The organism is Pleurocapsa sp. FMAR1, from assembly GCF_963665995.1.
GTDB lineage: Bacteria > Cyanobacteriota > Cyanobacteriia > Cyanobacteriales > Xenococcaceae > Waterburya.
The window spans coordinates 3,673,172-3,688,198 of the sequence record NZ_OY762512.1 but is presented as its reverse complement, the minus strand read 5'-3'; the positions used below and the strand labels follow the sequence as shown (position 1 = coordinate 3,688,198).

14 protein-coding genes are annotated in these 15,027 nt (G+C 38.1%); 7 read left to right on the top strand and 7 right to left on the bottom strand.

Going from position 1 to position 15,027, the window contains the following annotated elements:
* The first annotated feature begins 119 nt into the window (after positions 1 to 119).
* On the top strand, positions 120 to 425 hold the full coding sequence (locus SLP02_RS17985; RefSeq protein WP_319422109.1) for a glutathione S-transferase family protein: 306 nt from the start codon (positions 120 to 122) through the stop codon (positions 423 to 425).
* Between the two features lie 77 nt (positions 426 to 502).
* Here the strand turns inward: SLP02_RS17985 and SLP02_RS17980 are convergent, their stop codons facing one another.
* A complete protein-coding gene (locus tag SLP02_RS17980; protein ID WP_319422108.1) occupies positions 503 to 640 on the bottom strand; it encodes a hypothetical protein in 138 nt (45 codons plus the stop codon).
* 6 nt (positions 641 to 646) lie between these two features.
* Here SLP02_RS17980 and SLP02_RS17975 point away from each other — a divergent pair, with 6 nt between their 5' ends.
* Positions 647 to 1,795 carry an RNA-guided endonuclease InsQ/TnpB family protein gene (locus SLP02_RS17975; protein ID WP_319422107.1) on the top strand — a complete coding sequence of 383 codons (1,149 nt, stop codon included), beginning with the start codon at positions 647 to 649 and terminating at the stop codon, positions 1,793 to 1,795.
* Positions 1,796 to 1,871: 76 nt separating this feature from the next.
* A complete protein-coding gene (locus tag SLP02_RS17970) occupies positions 1,872 to 2,090 on the top strand; it encodes a glutathione S-transferase family protein (protein ID WP_319422106.1) in 219 nt (72 codons plus the stop codon).
* A gap of 147 nt (positions 2,091 to 2,237) precedes the next feature.
* On the opposite strand, the gene SLP02_RS17965 is transcribed toward SLP02_RS17970, so the two are convergent.
* Positions 2,238 to 4,055 (bottom strand): ABC transporter ATP-binding protein, encoded by a 1,818-nt coding sequence (locus SLP02_RS17965; protein WP_319422105.1) that lies wholly within the window; start codon positions 4,053 to 4,055, stop codon positions 2,238 to 2,240.
* Between the two features lie 134 nt (positions 4,056 to 4,189).
* Between SLP02_RS17965 and SLP02_RS17960 the strand changes: the two genes are divergently transcribed.
* Positions 4,190 to 5,455: a M16 family metallopeptidase gene (locus SLP02_RS17960; protein WP_319422104.1), complete on the top strand. Its 1,266-nt coding sequence runs from the start codon at positions 4,190 to 4,192 to the stop codon at positions 5,453 to 5,455.
* Between the two features lie 482 nt (positions 5,456 to 5,937).
* A complete protein-coding gene (locus tag SLP02_RS17955; RefSeq protein ID WP_319422103.1) occupies positions 5,938 to 6,837 on the top strand; it encodes a homogentisate phytyltransferase in 900 nt (299 codons plus the stop codon).
* Here the strand turns inward: SLP02_RS17955 and SLP02_RS17950 are convergent.
* Positions 6,808 to 7,563, bottom strand: coding sequence for an alpha/beta hydrolase (locus tag SLP02_RS17950; RefSeq protein WP_319422102.1), 756 nt, complete (start codon positions 7,561 to 7,563; stop codon positions 6,808 to 6,810). The genes SLP02_RS17955 and SLP02_RS17950 overlap by 30 nt on opposite strands.
* Before the next feature lie 124 nt (positions 7,564 to 7,687).
* Here SLP02_RS17950 and SLP02_RS17945 point away from each other — a divergent pair, with 124 nt between their 5' ends.
* Both SLP02_RS17945 and SLP02_RS17940 read left to right on the top strand, forming a co-directional pair.
* Positions 7,688 to 8,773, top strand: a complete 1,086-nt coding sequence (locus SLP02_RS17945; RefSeq protein ID WP_319422101.1) for a tocopherol cyclase family protein — start codon at positions 7,688 to 7,690, stop codon at positions 8,771 to 8,773.
* A 268-nt stretch (positions 8,774 to 9,041) separates the two neighbouring features.
* Positions 9,042 to 9,614 (top strand): Uma2 family endonuclease, encoded by a 573-nt coding sequence (locus SLP02_RS17940; protein ID WP_319422100.1) that lies wholly within the window; start codon positions 9,042 to 9,044, stop codon positions 9,612 to 9,614.
* Between the two features lie 105 nt (positions 9,615 to 9,719).
* On the opposite strand, the gene SLP02_RS17935 is transcribed toward SLP02_RS17940, so the two are convergent.
* The 4 genes from SLP02_RS17935 to nadC form a co-directional block, all read right to left on the bottom strand.
* The gene (locus SLP02_RS17935) at positions 9,720 to 11,804 is read right to left on the bottom strand and encodes a M3 family metallopeptidase (RefSeq protein ID WP_319422099.1); all 2,085 of its coding nucleotides are present in this window, start codon (positions 11,802 to 11,804) and stop codon (positions 9,720 to 9,722) included.
* 103 nt (positions 11,805 to 11,907) lie between these two features.
* Positions 11,908 to 13,005: a type I restriction endonuclease gene (locus SLP02_RS17930; RefSeq protein ID WP_319422098.1), complete on the bottom strand. Its 1,098-nt coding sequence runs from the start codon at positions 13,003 to 13,005 to the stop codon at positions 11,908 to 11,910.
* Positions 13,006 to 13,189: 184 nt separating this feature from the next.
* A complete protein-coding gene (locus SLP02_RS17925; RefSeq protein ID WP_319422097.1) occupies positions 13,190 to 13,753 on the bottom strand; it encodes a hypothetical protein in 564 nt (187 codons plus the stop codon).
* Between the two features lie 104 nt (positions 13,754 to 13,857).
* The gene (gene nadC, locus SLP02_RS17920) at positions 13,858 to 14,712 is read right to left on the bottom strand and encodes a carboxylating nicotinate-nucleotide diphosphorylase (protein WP_319422096.1); all 855 of its coding nucleotides are present in this window, start codon (positions 14,710 to 14,712) and stop codon (positions 13,858 to 13,860) included.
* Between the last annotated feature and the right edge of the window lie 315 nt (positions 14,713 to 15,027).

Genomic DNA, 15,027 nt, shown 5'->3' with positions numbered 1-15,027 from the left:
TAATTGCTCAATAGAAATATTTGCTTCTTAGTACACAGATATCCGCCATGCTCAAATCAGCAGTCGAATAGGTAGCAGCTACAGCTATTTAATTTATCTTTTAGTTACTCTACAAATCTATGTTGAAATTTTACTATAAAACACTTTCTCTATATTCTCGACCTGTGTGGATTGCGCTACTAGAGAAAAAACTTCCTTTTGAGTTGATTGAATTAAACCTTAATGGAGATCAATTGCAACCTGAATTTTTAGCCATAAACCCTTTTGGGCGTGTTCCTGTACTAGTAGACAATGACTTTGTGATCTTTGAATCCTTAAGTATTTTGGATTATCTCGAACTCCAGTATCCATCTCCTTGCTTTTTACCTACGGACATTAAGACATTAACTGTTGTACGAATGATAGTAAATGCTCACACTACATGAGTTGATTCCAGCTATGCTCACTCTGATTCGTGTAAAAAATGACGAAAATGAGATTAAGCAAGCTAACCTGCAGATAATTACCAAAATAGTGGGTTTAAAGCCCCGTCCTGAAGTACGGCTTCTTGACGCACTTCTTCCTCGACGGAAACCGCCAAGACCAGAGTGCGTCGCTTTATATTATATTTTTTGCATTGTTTATGCGTATATGATAGCATAATTTCATGTTAGTATTAGAAGCAAAGATATACGGAAAACAAGTTCAATACGCTGCGATGGATGAAGCCATCAGAACGGGTCAATTCATACGCAACAAAGCACTACGCTATTGGATGAATAACAAAGGCACGGGGAAATATGAACTAAGCGCGTACTGTAAAGTACTGGCTGCCGAGTTCCCTTTTGCCGAGAAGTTAAATTCAATGGCAAGACAGTCTAGTGCCGACCGAGCTTGGGCTGCAATATCTCGCTTCTACGACAACTGCAAAAAGAAAATAGCGGGAAAAAAAGGATTTCCTAAGTTCAAGAAACATTCTCGTTCGGTTGAGTATAAAACTACGGGCTGGAAGTTATCTGAAAACAGAAAAAAGATAACCTTTACTGATAAGAATAATATTGGACAAGTCAAGCTAAAAGGTACTCGCGATCTTAATTGGTATGACATCAAACAAATCAAAAGAATCAGAATAGTTAGACGTGCTGATGGTTTTTATTGTCAGTTTTTGGTAGATACAGACAACCGAGAAAAGATAGAACCAGCTTATTCTGAGATAGGTTTAGACGTTGGCTTAAACCATTTTTATACCGACGATAAAGGAAATCAAATAGAAAATCCTCGCTTTTATCGTACAGGTGAAAAAGCACTTAATCGCTTAAATAAAAGTAAATCTAAAAAGTATGTCAAGGGAGTTAAACCTCAGTCAAAGAACTATCACAAGGCTAGAAAAAGATACGCTTTGAAGCACCTTAAAATAAGTAGGCAACGTAAAGATCATGCCGTAAAGTTGGCACGATGCGTAGTCACATCTAACGATGTAGTAGCATACGAAGATTTAAGAATTGCGAACATGGTAAAAAATCACAACCTATCTAAATCAATCACCGATGCTGGCTGGTATCAATTTAGAGTTTGGCTAGAGTATTTTGGGTACAAGTTTGGCAAGATAACTATTGCCGTACCACCACAATATACTTCTCAAAATTGCTCTGATTGTGGAGCAAAGGTAAAGAAAGCTCTCAGTACCAGAACTCACAAATGCAAGTGTGGCTGCGTCTTAGATCGAGATGAGAACGCAGCCCGTAACATCCTTTCATTAGGACTAAACACCGCAGGGCGTGCGGTGTCAGCCTGGGGAGACAAAACCTCTATCTAAGCTGGTGAAAACCTGCTTGGGTAAGTTTTGTCTGTGAACTAGGAATTCTCTCGCCTTCAGGCAGAGGAGCGTCAAAATGCTTAATTTTTTAGAGAAGCTTCTTAGCAATAATTTATATGTTGCGGGGGATGAGATTAGCCTAGCCGAAATTGTTGCAGGCTCGCTCATTATTTGGTTGCCTTATCTAAACGTTACTCTATCAAGCTACCCCAAGGTCGAGTTATGGTCTAATCAATTAATGCAACGCCCAACTTGGCAAGCAACTCAACCAAACCCAAGAATTATTCAAGATTAGCTAAGGCGCATTCAGAAATTACCAAAAATTAGAGCAAGACAGTGGAAGCAGAAGCATTAAAACAAGCACCACAATCGATACAGGCTAAATAATCGAAAGCGCGACGCTATTCTCTTTCGTGAGTAAGGAATTAGCATCGGGTGCAGTTTAATTAAAAACCTCTCCTGTTTCCTGTAAAGAATGGAGGCGGTGATAAATACCTCCTTGGTTTAATAACTCTGAGTGATTTCCTACTTCAATTATTTTCCCTGCGTCTAACACTACAATCTTGTCAGCCTCGCGAATAGTGCTAAGGCGGTGAGCAATAATAAGAGTAGTGCGAGTACCTAGGATAGACCTCATGGCTAGCTGAATCGAGCGTTCTGACTCATAATCTAAACTAGACGTTGCCTCATCAAAAATTAGGACATCGGGATTGACAATCAATGCCCGTGCAATGCCTAAACGTTGTTTTTGTCCGCCAGAAAGCCTTACACCTCTTTCGCCGACTACAGTTGAATATCCTTGGGGTAATTCATCAATAAATTCATCAACTCTGGCGATGCGACAGGCTTGTTTGACTTTTTCTCTGTCTGCTTGAGGATTACCGTAGATCAGGTTATCCCAGACTGTACCATTAAATATATCTACATCCTGATGGACGATCGCCAGTCGGCGACGATAGTGTGCCACATCTAAAGTGCGAATATCCTCCCCATCGATTAAAATTGACCCTTGAGCGGGTTCAAAATAGCGAAATAGCAACTTAACTAAAGTAGACTTTCCCGAACCAGAACGACCAACTAAAGCAACAGTCTGATAGGGTTTTATGTGCAGGTTAATATCTTGCAAAATTAGGCGATCGCGATCGTATCCAAAGCTAAGATGATTAAATTTTAATTCACCCTGAAATTTATAGGGATTGTTTCTTACATCTTCTTTTACTAAACTGGCTGCATCCACTCCAGACTCTAGCTTCATAAAGTCGTGAAAACGTCTCATAGAAGCATACCGACGGGCAAAGATTTCGGCTAGTTGGCTGATTGGTTCTAATTCGGCATAAGCCATGCTAGAAACTGTCAGAGTAGTCACAAAATGACCCAAAGTAATATTACCCCTAACGGTGGAAATTAAGGTAAATAACAAAACTAAAAAGACACAGGTTTGAATTACAGTCCGCGACCAGGTGATTAAATTTACGTAGCCGCGATGAATACGATAGTTGACGTATTTAAATTCTCTTTCAAACCGCTGTTGTTGCCTAGAATATTCTTGAGCTTCGGTGGCAAAAGATTTGACGGTTTTAATATTGGTAATAATTTCTGAGGTACGGCTTTCGGTATTTTCCTGATGCTTTGCTAATAATTCTTCTTTACCAACTAGGACTTGCAGGTGTTTGAGGCTATATCCCAAAATTACAATAAAAGAAAGCAAAAAAGCGATCGCAATTCCTGGTGCAATAAACAAAATCATTACAAATATACCCAGGATACGCGCCAGCTTAGGTATTAACTGCCCTGCAATCTCAGGATATGTCCAGGTATGATTTTCAATGCCCCTGGCTATTCTACCCGCAATGCGTCCAGGATTATTTTCATCGTAGTAACCCAAGGGTAAAGTTAGAATCTTGCCTACCACTTTACTAAAGTGATCCCGTCTAGCTTCTAAGGCGATCGCCCAATGATACCATACCCCAATCCAAGGCTGGATTGGCGATCGCACTACGGTAACTATAAAAATTATTCCTAGCAATACACCCAAAGATAACCATTGAGAGTCAGGGAAGTTGCCAACTTTTTGAACTACGCTGATTAAATTGGCTAAAGGTCGATCCAATGGCTGATTAGACAAGACATTAAGAATCTGTCCAATACCATAAGGAACAATTAAATCAATAATTTCAAATAGGCTAGAAGCAGCGATACTAAAAATTGCGATCGCTCTATACTTACGGAAATAGTTAACCAGATCGCGCCAAGAAGACATTCTGCTAAAGGATGAGGGATGAGGAGTAAGGAGTAAGGAGTACAAGCTATTCAGCACACTGACGGAAAAACTGCTTAGATATATACAGGCAGTCAAGTCAGTTAATTAACAAATTTCATAAATTAAATATCTAAATGTCTTCTAATTCCATTTCCACTATAGCCATTCCTAACCTGCATCGCTTAGTTTTTGAGAATGGCATCACGTTAATAATCGTTGAAAACCAAGCTGCTGATATCATTTCAGGTCGCTTTTTCCTTAAAAATGCTGGCACAATTGTTGAAAAACCAGAGCAAGCAGGAGTCTCTCAATTAGTTTCGGCGGTGATTACCAAGGGGACAAAAAATTTATCGGCGTTAGAAATTGCCGATAAAATTGAGTCTATTGGTGCGGGATTAGGCGCAGATACCTCTACTGATTATTTTTCCTTGAGTTTAAAAACCGTATCGGCAGATTTTCCGCCTATGCTCAAGCTTTTAGGTGAGATCATGCGATCGCCTACTTTTCCCGAATCAGAGGTAGAATTAGAGCGCAAGTTAACTCTTCAGGGAATTCGTTCACAAAAAGAACAGCCATTTAACGTGGCATTCGATCAATTACGTCAACAGATGTATCCGAATCATCCCTATGGCGTTTCAGTTTTGGGGACAGAAACTAGCGTTGCTAACTTATCTCGCGCAGATCTACAGCAGTATCATCAAACCTATTTCCGTCCCGATAATTTAGTCATTAGTCTGTCTGGAAGGATCACCAAAGAACAGGCAACAGATCTCATTTCCCAAGTCTTTGGTGATTGGCAGAAGCCCAATCAGCCTTGTCCTCCTGTCCAGATAACTTCTCCTATCCCCAATCCTTCTCAAGCAGAAATTATCCAAGATACCCAACAGTCTATCGTCATGCTGGGCTATTTAGGCACAAAGGTAAATCTGCAAGATTATCCCGTCTTGAAGCTTATTAGTACCTATTTGGGTAATGGATTATCTAGCCGTTTATTTGTGGAATTGCGAGAAAAACGCGGACTAGCTTATGATGTGTCGGCATTTTTCCCTACTCGTTTAGATACAGCACCATTTATTACCTACATGGGGACAGCACCTACTAATACTGAGATAGCTATTGAAGGATTGAGCAAGGAAGTAGAACGATTAACTAAAGAAACACTAACAGAGGAAGAGTTACAGGGAGCAAAAAACAAGCTCTTAGGACAGTATGCTTTGGGCAAACAAACAAACGGCGAAATTGCTCAAACATTCGGCTGGTATGAAACTCTTGGTTTAGGAGTTGAATTTGACCAGACTTTTCAAGCTACTATTCCTCCTATTACTCCTGAGAGGGCGAAAGAGGTGGCAAACCGTTACTTAAGTCAACCCTATGTTTCTTTGGTGAAGCCAGAAGCTTAGGATAATCATGTTCCAATAGAGCATTTTCTATCTATGTTTGTGCTTTCTAAAGACTAATAACTATAATCCGAGGTGACAATCGTTAAACTGTTACACATTCAAGCGTGTTTTTGAGATAGATAGGCAAAAATACAAAGAGTGTGAGGAGTGAACTATCTAAGAAGCTTGTTTTTGGGATCGAAACACGGACAGAACCCCAAAGGCAAGCTTCTCTTTTATAGGTAGGTGTGTGGCATTTAATCTTTGTCCAACAGACAGTCACCCATTATCTTTAAAAATTGTTTGTGTAACAATCTCAATTGTTTTAACTTTTCATGTAAAGAAGTAACAAGAATTATCTTCAAAACAACACGATTATTTAAGTCAAATACAAAAATGTATTTTACTCTTATGATTCACGCTATATTCCAATTAGAACCTATGCACCTATTAAAACAGCAGTATGTAGGCTTTTTAAAGATTTAGCGTGAATCTATAACAATATGACTTGGGTAAAAAGCTTTTGGCAATTCTCTCGCCCTCACACTATTATTGGGACAAGTCTTAGTGTGCTGGCGTTGTACTTTATCTCGTTAGCCACTACGGGTAATTCTGTAACAACAACAAATTTAGAACAGATGTTGGCAGTTTGGTTAGCCTGTCTGTGTGGCAACGTCTATATTGTTGGTTTGAATCAACTTTACGATGTAGAAATAGATCGTATTAACAAACCTGAACTTCCTCTGGCATCGGGAAAGTTTACTATCAAGCAAGGTAAGTTAATTGTAAGCATTGCAGGTATTTTGGCTTTACTAACTGCTAGCTTATCAGGAATATGGTTATTTGCCACTGTAGCTACTAGTTTAATTATTGGTACAGCTTATTCATCACCGCCAGTACGTTTAAAACAGTTTCCTTTTTGGGCAGCTTTTTGTATACTCACTGTACGGGGAGTTATTGTCAATATTGGTCTGTTTCTACATTATGGGGATAAGTTAAACGGTAGAGAAGCTTTAAATCCCTATGTATGGACGTTGACTTTATTTATCTTACTGTTTACAGTAGCGATCGCCATCTTTAAAGATGTGCCAGACTTAGAAGGTGATAAACAGTTTAATATTAATACCTTCACCTTAGTTATCGGCAAGCTAGCGGTATTCAACCTTTCCCGTGGAGTAATTAGCGTGTGTTATTTGGGCATGATTGGGGCGGGTTTGTTTTGGTTGACTTCTTTAAACGTTCGCTTTTTTATTGCTAGCCATTTAGTCTTATTAGGATTACTGTGGTGGCGTAGTCGTGATGTAGATTTATCAGAAAAAAGTGCGATTGCTGATTTTTATCAGTTTATTTGGAAACTCTTTTTCTTAGAGTATTTACTGTTTCCCATCGCCTGTTTCATCTGAGCGTAAGTCAACAATTTTATGAATCAGGCTAGAAATATAATCAGCCTGACTCATAATCATAAAATGACCACCTTTTTTGACGCTAAAATCTTCGTGGATAAATCTATAGGGAAAAATGCGATCGCCTTCACCATGAATATGATAAATATTATTAGGAATTAGCTCATTTTTCCAGGTAACAACTTGATCTATTGCCCATTTCATAAAATTAGCATTAGTGTCAAACAAAATTGCGTTAAACAACTTTCGTTCATCAATAGTTCTGAGGCTAAAAAACCAGCTTGCTAAAAATCGACTAATCCAAAGTATAAGCTTGGCAGGTAATAGGCGATGAATTGGTAGCCAACGAAATATCTTAAAATAAAAAGGTACTTCCTGTCTATTTTTCGTACTAGAAATCAAAATAACCTTTTCTGCATCAATCTGTTTGGCTATTTCTACGGCAATTATGCCCCCAAAAGATAAGCCGATTAAAATTGGATTATCTGATTTAATTTGAGTGGTCAAACGTTTAGCATAATCAGCAATACTTTCTCCTTTTTTGGGCTCTAACCAATAAATATGAATAGGCTGATAACCTTGAAACTTTAGCTTTTGAAAAACCCTTTGATCTGCACCTAAACCACTAATACAGTAGATATTTTTAAGAGCATTTTCTAGTTTTTCCGTAAGTGTTGGTTGAGAATTATCTTGGGAAATAGAAGATTTAATGCTTGAGTCTGACATTCTAACTTTAAGGCGACGATTTTAAATATAATGCTCAAAAAAGCTTTTAACTGGCTTTTAAATTCTTACAAGCTATTCTTTTTCAATTAGAGAAGATCATTATCACAAGTTTATTTTAAATAATATGATCGAGTTGTGCTTTAGACCACATAATGAACCACTACAAACCCCACACAGTGGTTATCATGGTCATCAAATCAATTCTCAATACTTTGAAGGCTGGTATTTTCGTCTAACTCTGCCTGACGTTAAACAAACCTTTGCCTTGATGTATTCCATTGAAGATCCTCTGGGAAACCAGCCAAATAGTGGTGGCGCAATCCAAATATTAGGCATTGACGAAGCCTATCTATGTCGTACTTTTTCTAATGTAGAGCAATTTTTTGCAGATAGAAATAGCTTGAAGATTGGGCATTGGGGAAAAACAAATTTAACTATAAAACCACGGCTTCTAACTACTACAGAATTTGATCGCTTTATCAAGGAAGGATATCAGGCAACGGCTACTTTAAACCAGGGAAGCATTTACGATCCTGTAAGAAATGAATATTGTCGCTGGGAATATCAAATCAAACCTATTTATGGTTGGGGAAACTCGCAGCAACTCCAGCAATCAACCGCAGGCTTGTTATCTTACCTGCCTATATTTGAACCAGGATGGCAAATCACTATGGCTCATGGTTTGGCAACAGGTTGGCTAGAATGGCAGGGTAAGCGATATCAGTTTACTAATGCACCAGCCTACAGCGAAAAAAACTGGGGTAGCTCTTTTCCTCAAAAGTGGTTTTGGCTTAACTGTAATAGCTTTAATAAGCAGCCAGACTTGGCTTTAACTGCGGGAGGCGGTATTAGACAGGTGTTATGGTGGCAAGAAGAAGTCGCTCTGGTTGGCATCCACCATCAGGGAAAATTTTATGAATTTGCTCCCTGGAATTCTCAAGTTAATTGGCAAATAGAACCTTGGGGTAAATGGCAAATGCAGGCAACATCTTCTCAATTCAGAGTAACACTTACAGGAGAAACAGATTTACTTGGTACGTATGTGCGTACCCCCACGGCTAAAGGTTTGGTTTTTAACTGTCGCGATACAACTAAAGGGAAGTTAAATTTGGAATTGCGTGATAATGGCAAGGTAATTATTGAAGCAGATAGTAATTTAGCGGGTTTAGAAGTTGGTGGCGCACCTTGGGATAAAGCTTGGATATTTTGAGTATTAGAGTTAAACCCCGTCTGTCAAACGAAAACCGTAGTTTTTGAATCGGAGATTTAGCTAGTCAAACAGCAGGATATGATTTCTACTTGCTACTTGCTACTTGCTACTTGCTACTTGCTACTTACGAACAGTCAACTTAAAAACTCCTGGTTTCAACAGCGTGGTTGTACAAGGCGAACTAAATTCGCCGTACCCCACGCTCAAACTGGATGCGGTTTATTTGAGGCATTGTATAATTGCGGATAATGTTGAAATCAACTTAATTATGACTGCTATTAATATTTCTGCATTTGTAGATAAAATAAGCGATCGCCATCTGGAAAAATTATGTTCGGATAACCCTGAAAGCAAATTTGAAACTACCCCTAAAGGAAGATTAATTGTCATGTCGCCAACAGGAAGCGAAAGCGGAAAGCGGAATGGAGATTTGTTCTTCCAAGTTGAATTGTGGAATCGTCGTTACAAATTAGGAGTTACTTTTGACTCTTCTACTGGGTTTAAATTGTCAAATGGTGCAACAAGATCGCCTGATGTCAGTTGGGTAGAAAATGCTAAATGGGATAGTCTAAGTAAGCAGCAGCAAAGGAAATTTGCGCCTCTAGATCCCAATTTTGTTATCGAACTAATGTCCCCCACTGACGATCTAGTAGAACTGCAACAGAAAATGCTCGAATATAAATCGTGTGGGGTTAAATTGGGGTGGTTGATTAACCCTGATGATAAAGAGGTGGAAATTTATCGTCCTAATGTAGAAAAAGAAATTCTGAGCAATCCAACTAGTTTGTTTGGAGATAAAATATTATCTAATTTAACTGTAGATTTATCTGAGATATTTTAATATCGATTAATTTACAACTTTCAAAGGAAAACCCATCCCCAACAAGTAAAAAAGTGTGTCAGGAATGGATTCGTAATTAATTAAAAAATTGTTTCAAAAAGCCATTTAAGCAGCTTCTAATAAACCACTATGTCTTAATAATGGTTCGGTTTGTGGTTCTCTGCCACGGAATGACTGGAATACTTCCATGGGGTGCAAACTACCGCCAAGAGAAAGTACAGTATCTTTAAATTTCTTACCCACAGACTTAACTGCTTGTTCGTCCTCTAAGCCAGCCTCTTCAAAAGCTGCAAAAGCATCGGCACTAAGTACTTCTGCCCACTTATAGCTGTAATATCCTGCTGCGTATCCTCCAGCAAAAATATGCCCAAAAGCACAGAGGAAGTTATCTTCAGAAATAGGTTGCAAGACGCTAGTGGTTTTTGCCAAGCGATCGCGCACATCATTAGGAGTTTCTTCGCCTCCTGGTTGATAGTTGGAATGGAGTTCCATATCTAACATTCCAAAGTGTAGCTGACGCAGCATAGCCGAACCACTCATGTAGTTTTTGGCTGCAACTAGCTTTTGATAATATTCTTCAGGAAGCGTTTCGCCTGTTTCGTAGTGTTTTGCCATACCAAAAAGAGTAGGGCGATCGTAACACCAGTTTTCCATAAACTGACTTGGTAATTCTACCGCATCCCATTCCACATTGTTAATTCCCGATGCACCCACATGATCGATGGTAGTTAACATATGCTGTAAACCATGACCAAACTCATGGAAGAGTGTAGTTACTTCTCCAAAGGTCATTAGGCTTGGTTTATCATCTACAGGTGGAGTTTGGTTACAGATAAGATAAGCTACAGGAAGACGAGTAACCGTTTTACCTTCTACGGTCATTTTTGCTCTGCCGATGCAGTCGTTCATCCATGCACCACCGCGCTTTTCAGCGGGACGAGAATAAGGATCGAGATAGAAGAAAGCGATCGCATCTCCACTTTCATCTACAATTTGAAAATACCTTACATCTTCATGCCATACAGAGGCTTGTCCATCCGCAGCAGTAATTGTTACGCCAAAGATACGGTTAGCTAAATCAAACAAGCCATCTAATACTCTAGGTAACGAGAAGTAAGGACGTAATTCTTCTTCATTAAAATCAAATTTAGCTTCACGCTGTTTTTCTGCCCAATAACCGACATCCCAATGCTTAAGATCTTCTTGTCCTGCAAAAGCTTTTAACTCTTTAAATTCTTTGACTGCTGCATCATAACTTGCACCACGAAGATCATCCTGTAGCTTCTGTACTGCTGCTACATCGGGTGCCATTTTACGTGCCAAACTCAACTCTGCAAAGTTATCAAAGCCGAGAATATTTGCTTTTTCCTTTCTTAATTCCAAGATGCGATCGATATTACCGCGATTATCCAATTCACTACTAGAAGCGCGAGAAAGAAAGGCTTTGTATAGCTTTTCTCGCAATTCCCTATTAGTAGCGTATTTCATATAAGGAATATAGCTAGGATAGTCTAAAGTCACCACCCAAGGACCATTTTCAGGAGTAGCGTCTTCATCTCCTTCCGCTTTAGCCGTTTGCGCCATCAAGCCTAAAGCACTAGGCGGTAGACCTTCTACGTCTTTCTTGTCAGTTAGCTTCAATTTAAAAGCTTTAGTTGCATCAAGGACATTGTTAGAAAACTTAGTCGAAAGTTCGGCGGACTCTAACTGAATCTCATTAAATCTGTCTTTAGCTTCCCCTTCCAAACCAACACCAGACAGTTCAAAATCACGAAGAGAAGACTCCACAATACGTTGCTGTGCGGGTTCTAATCGATCCCACTCTGCACCATCTTTTATCCCTTTAAAAGCTTGGTACAAAGGCTTACTTTGACTTAACTTGTTGTAGAACTTGACTATCTCTGGCTGCATAGTCTCATAAGCTTCGCGCAACTCAGGACTATTCTTCACACTCATCAAATGTCCGACAATTCCCCAACTCCAGCCTAAACGCTCTTCCAATTCTGTTAGAGGTATAACCAAGCCAGACCAAGTAGGAGTTACATTCTTTTCTAGTTTGCTAATTTCCTCATCTAACTCTTTTAATAGCTGTGTTATTGCAGGAACAACCTGTTCTGCTTTGATTTCGTCAAAGGGTGGTAATCCTTTGCCAATTAATAAAGGATTTTTGGTAATAGTTGCGTCTGTCATGTAAATAAATGCTTGCAGATTAATAGTTATATTTATTTACCCTAACGCTTTATCTGTATGTATTGCAGTGGCAAGCAGGTTGGGATTACCGAAATTTTGATTATTAAACTACCTTGGGTTGCTCATAATACATGACGATTTTCTTATATTGATCCGCATATTCGTGAATTTCATTAAGATTATTAATTGCAAATGTTTCCGACTCTTTACTGCCATCGTCATTTAGAGAAAATATTTCCAGCTTTTTTTTCTCTGGATTGTTGAAATAAAAGCGAGCAATTTGTCTACGACCATTATTATCTAGAAGAATATTACAATAGCTAGCCGTATCTCTATAAGTTATGCGAGAAGGTAATACCAATGAACTTAAAATTGCTCTAATTATGTAATATCCTTCACGTTCGTCTTCTGTAAATTCCGTATTTTTTTCTTTTTCCTCTAATTCTTGTGCTTCTTCCTCTGTCTCTAATTTTGGTTCTGGTGGATTAACGGCATTATCTAGAAGATGTTTCATTTCTTCTGTGATAAATTCCTTAATACCCCTAAGAGTATATCCAAAAAAATCTTCTTTTAATTGTCCAGAGAAATCGTTTTCAGGACATAATTCTCTAAAAAAATATTTGAGAAAGTCTTCATCAGGTGACTTCATCTGTTTTCTGAGCAAGGCTTTGATTCCACCTACATATTTGAGTTCTGAAGCGGAGCTAATTGCATCTTTGAGATTAAATGTAGATTTAGTTAAATTGGAAAGTTTTTTAAGTGTTGACTCATTTAATTTAAGTAAATTAAGCTCTAAAAAAGGAGTTTTATCCATTTTATTTGGTCTTTCTAAATCTGTGTAGAATTTATAAATTACACCATTTGTCAAAATGCCAATTCGAGCCTCGGTTGCCATAAAATAAGCAAATAGCTGATTATATTCGCGATAATTTCCCAAATCGCTGCCATAACATTTGCATTCAATTAAGATTAATGGCTGTCCATTTTGAAATATTGCATAATCTAATTTATAGTTCGTACTAGCTCCTACGTTGGCATCATATTCTGGTATTACTTCATTTGGATCAAAAACGTCATAACCTAATATATTTTGAATAAAAAGCATTACTAAAAACTGTTGCGTGGCTGCTTCAGTTTTGATTCCATCTAATTTTTGAGGAATTGTAGCTGCAAATGCTTTAACGCGATCTGTAAAGTCCATAAAATTGTAATCCTATATCTTGTAGTGTGAGCAAGCTAATAGAATTATTGTTCCCAGAATAACTATGCAAATAACAAGTTTTTAATCACATTCTTTCAGACTTCAAGCGATCGCAACTAATTAAAGATATTAAAATAGTCGTATTGCGATCGCTCGATCGCCTAAATTAAAAAATCTATTCCTATTAAAAAATACTAGCCAGATATGGAGCAATATAATTACGTCCTCTTTGAATATAATAGGTAGAGAAAAGGTATTCATAGTCTTGTTTCACGCAATCCATTGCTAGTTTTAAATTTTTAGCACCATAAACAATAAATTGTGCTGTTGACGAAGCATAATACTCTCGTTTCATACCAGGAACATTTTTCTTGAAGGCATTGCAATACATTTCACGACCATTTTCGATGAAATCTTCAACTTCAGGAGCAAAAACAATTGTTCCCTTACTGGGAAAGTAAACTTTTTTGTTTTTGATAAATCCCATGACCAGCTTCATACATTGCCGAGTATCTTCCACGGACAAGCTTTCTTCATCCTGCCTGCGAAATCCCCATTGAGTACAGCCGTTAGTCACTTCCAATACTCTTAAATATGCAAGTTTATTTAATTCTTCTTGTCCAAATTGTTCAAACTTGGCAATATATTCCTCAACAAGATTTTGAAATCCCTGAAAATCTGTCTGAAAATAAGCTTGTAATTCTTCAATCTCCGCTAATTGATTCCAGTCTACTTGTAATGTCAACATAGTTATTGAATCAGAGAGCTACACCTTAAAGTTAACTGAGAGATTCATTAATTGGTTAAACTATTTGTGTTTTATTTGGATTTGCAATTCTAGTAAATAATGTCTCAAAGCATCCTCATGCTTATATCTAGCCAGTGCGATCGCGTTATGGGTGCGCTACTAGAAATATAATCAACTCCAGTTTCCGCTACAGCATGAATAGTTTTTAAAGTGATATTGCCTGACGCTTCTATTCTGATTCTAGGATTTGTCTCGCGAATTGTCTTTACTGCTTGAGTCATCAACTCAGTTGGCATATTATCTAGCATGATAATATCCGCACCATGTTCTAATGCTTGTTCTACTTCTTCTATATTTGTTGTCTCCACTTCTATGTTTAAAGGATAAGGAATATTGTTTCTAAGAAGTGCGATCGCCTGTTCAATTCCCCCTGCTGCCTTTATGTGATTGTCCTTAATCATCACTGCATCATCTAATCCCATTCGATGATTAACTGCACCACCTACCCGCGTGGCATATTTCTCCAACACTCTCAAACCTGGGGTAGTTTTCCTAGTATCAACTAATCTAGCTGGCAAATCATTAATCTTTTCTACATAGCTACGAGTTGTTGTGGCAATCCCACTTAAACGCATCGCCAAATTTAATGCTACTCTCTCTCCAGTTAATAAAGCCTCTCTACTTCCTTTAATGCTGGCGATTTTTGTTCCAAACTTACAAAAATCTCCTTCTTCTACATCAAGAGTAAACATTGCCTCTCCATCTAATAGTTTGAAAACTCTAGCCGCGATCGGTAATCCTGCAACTACCCCATCTTCTTTTGCTATCCATATTGCTTGATTATCTTTGACTTCTCCTGCAAATAATTCCTGAGTGGTGAAGTCTCCTCTACCGATGTCTTCTAACAACCAGTTTTCTAGCAGGCGATCAACAATTATTAAGGAAGGTAAACTAGTCATAAAATTTTTTCGCTCTAAAAAAAAATAATTCAAGATGTTATAACACTATAGCTAGCAAAGCTTTGATGTAAAAATTAGCTCTCAAAAGAAAAAAACTTTCCCAAAGGGGTTGACTTATAGAATGAGATTACCTATATTGGTAAATGCGCGGTTGAAAGGCAAACGCCTGGAGACAACGCCCAGAACCTAGACAAAGCAATAGTTTGACAGTTTTAAAAACACCAAGTTTTTTGGATTAAAAACATTAAATTCCATCCCCAAATTTAGTGACTTCGAGATATACATCTTAGAAGTCAATTATTAAGGATAAACAAA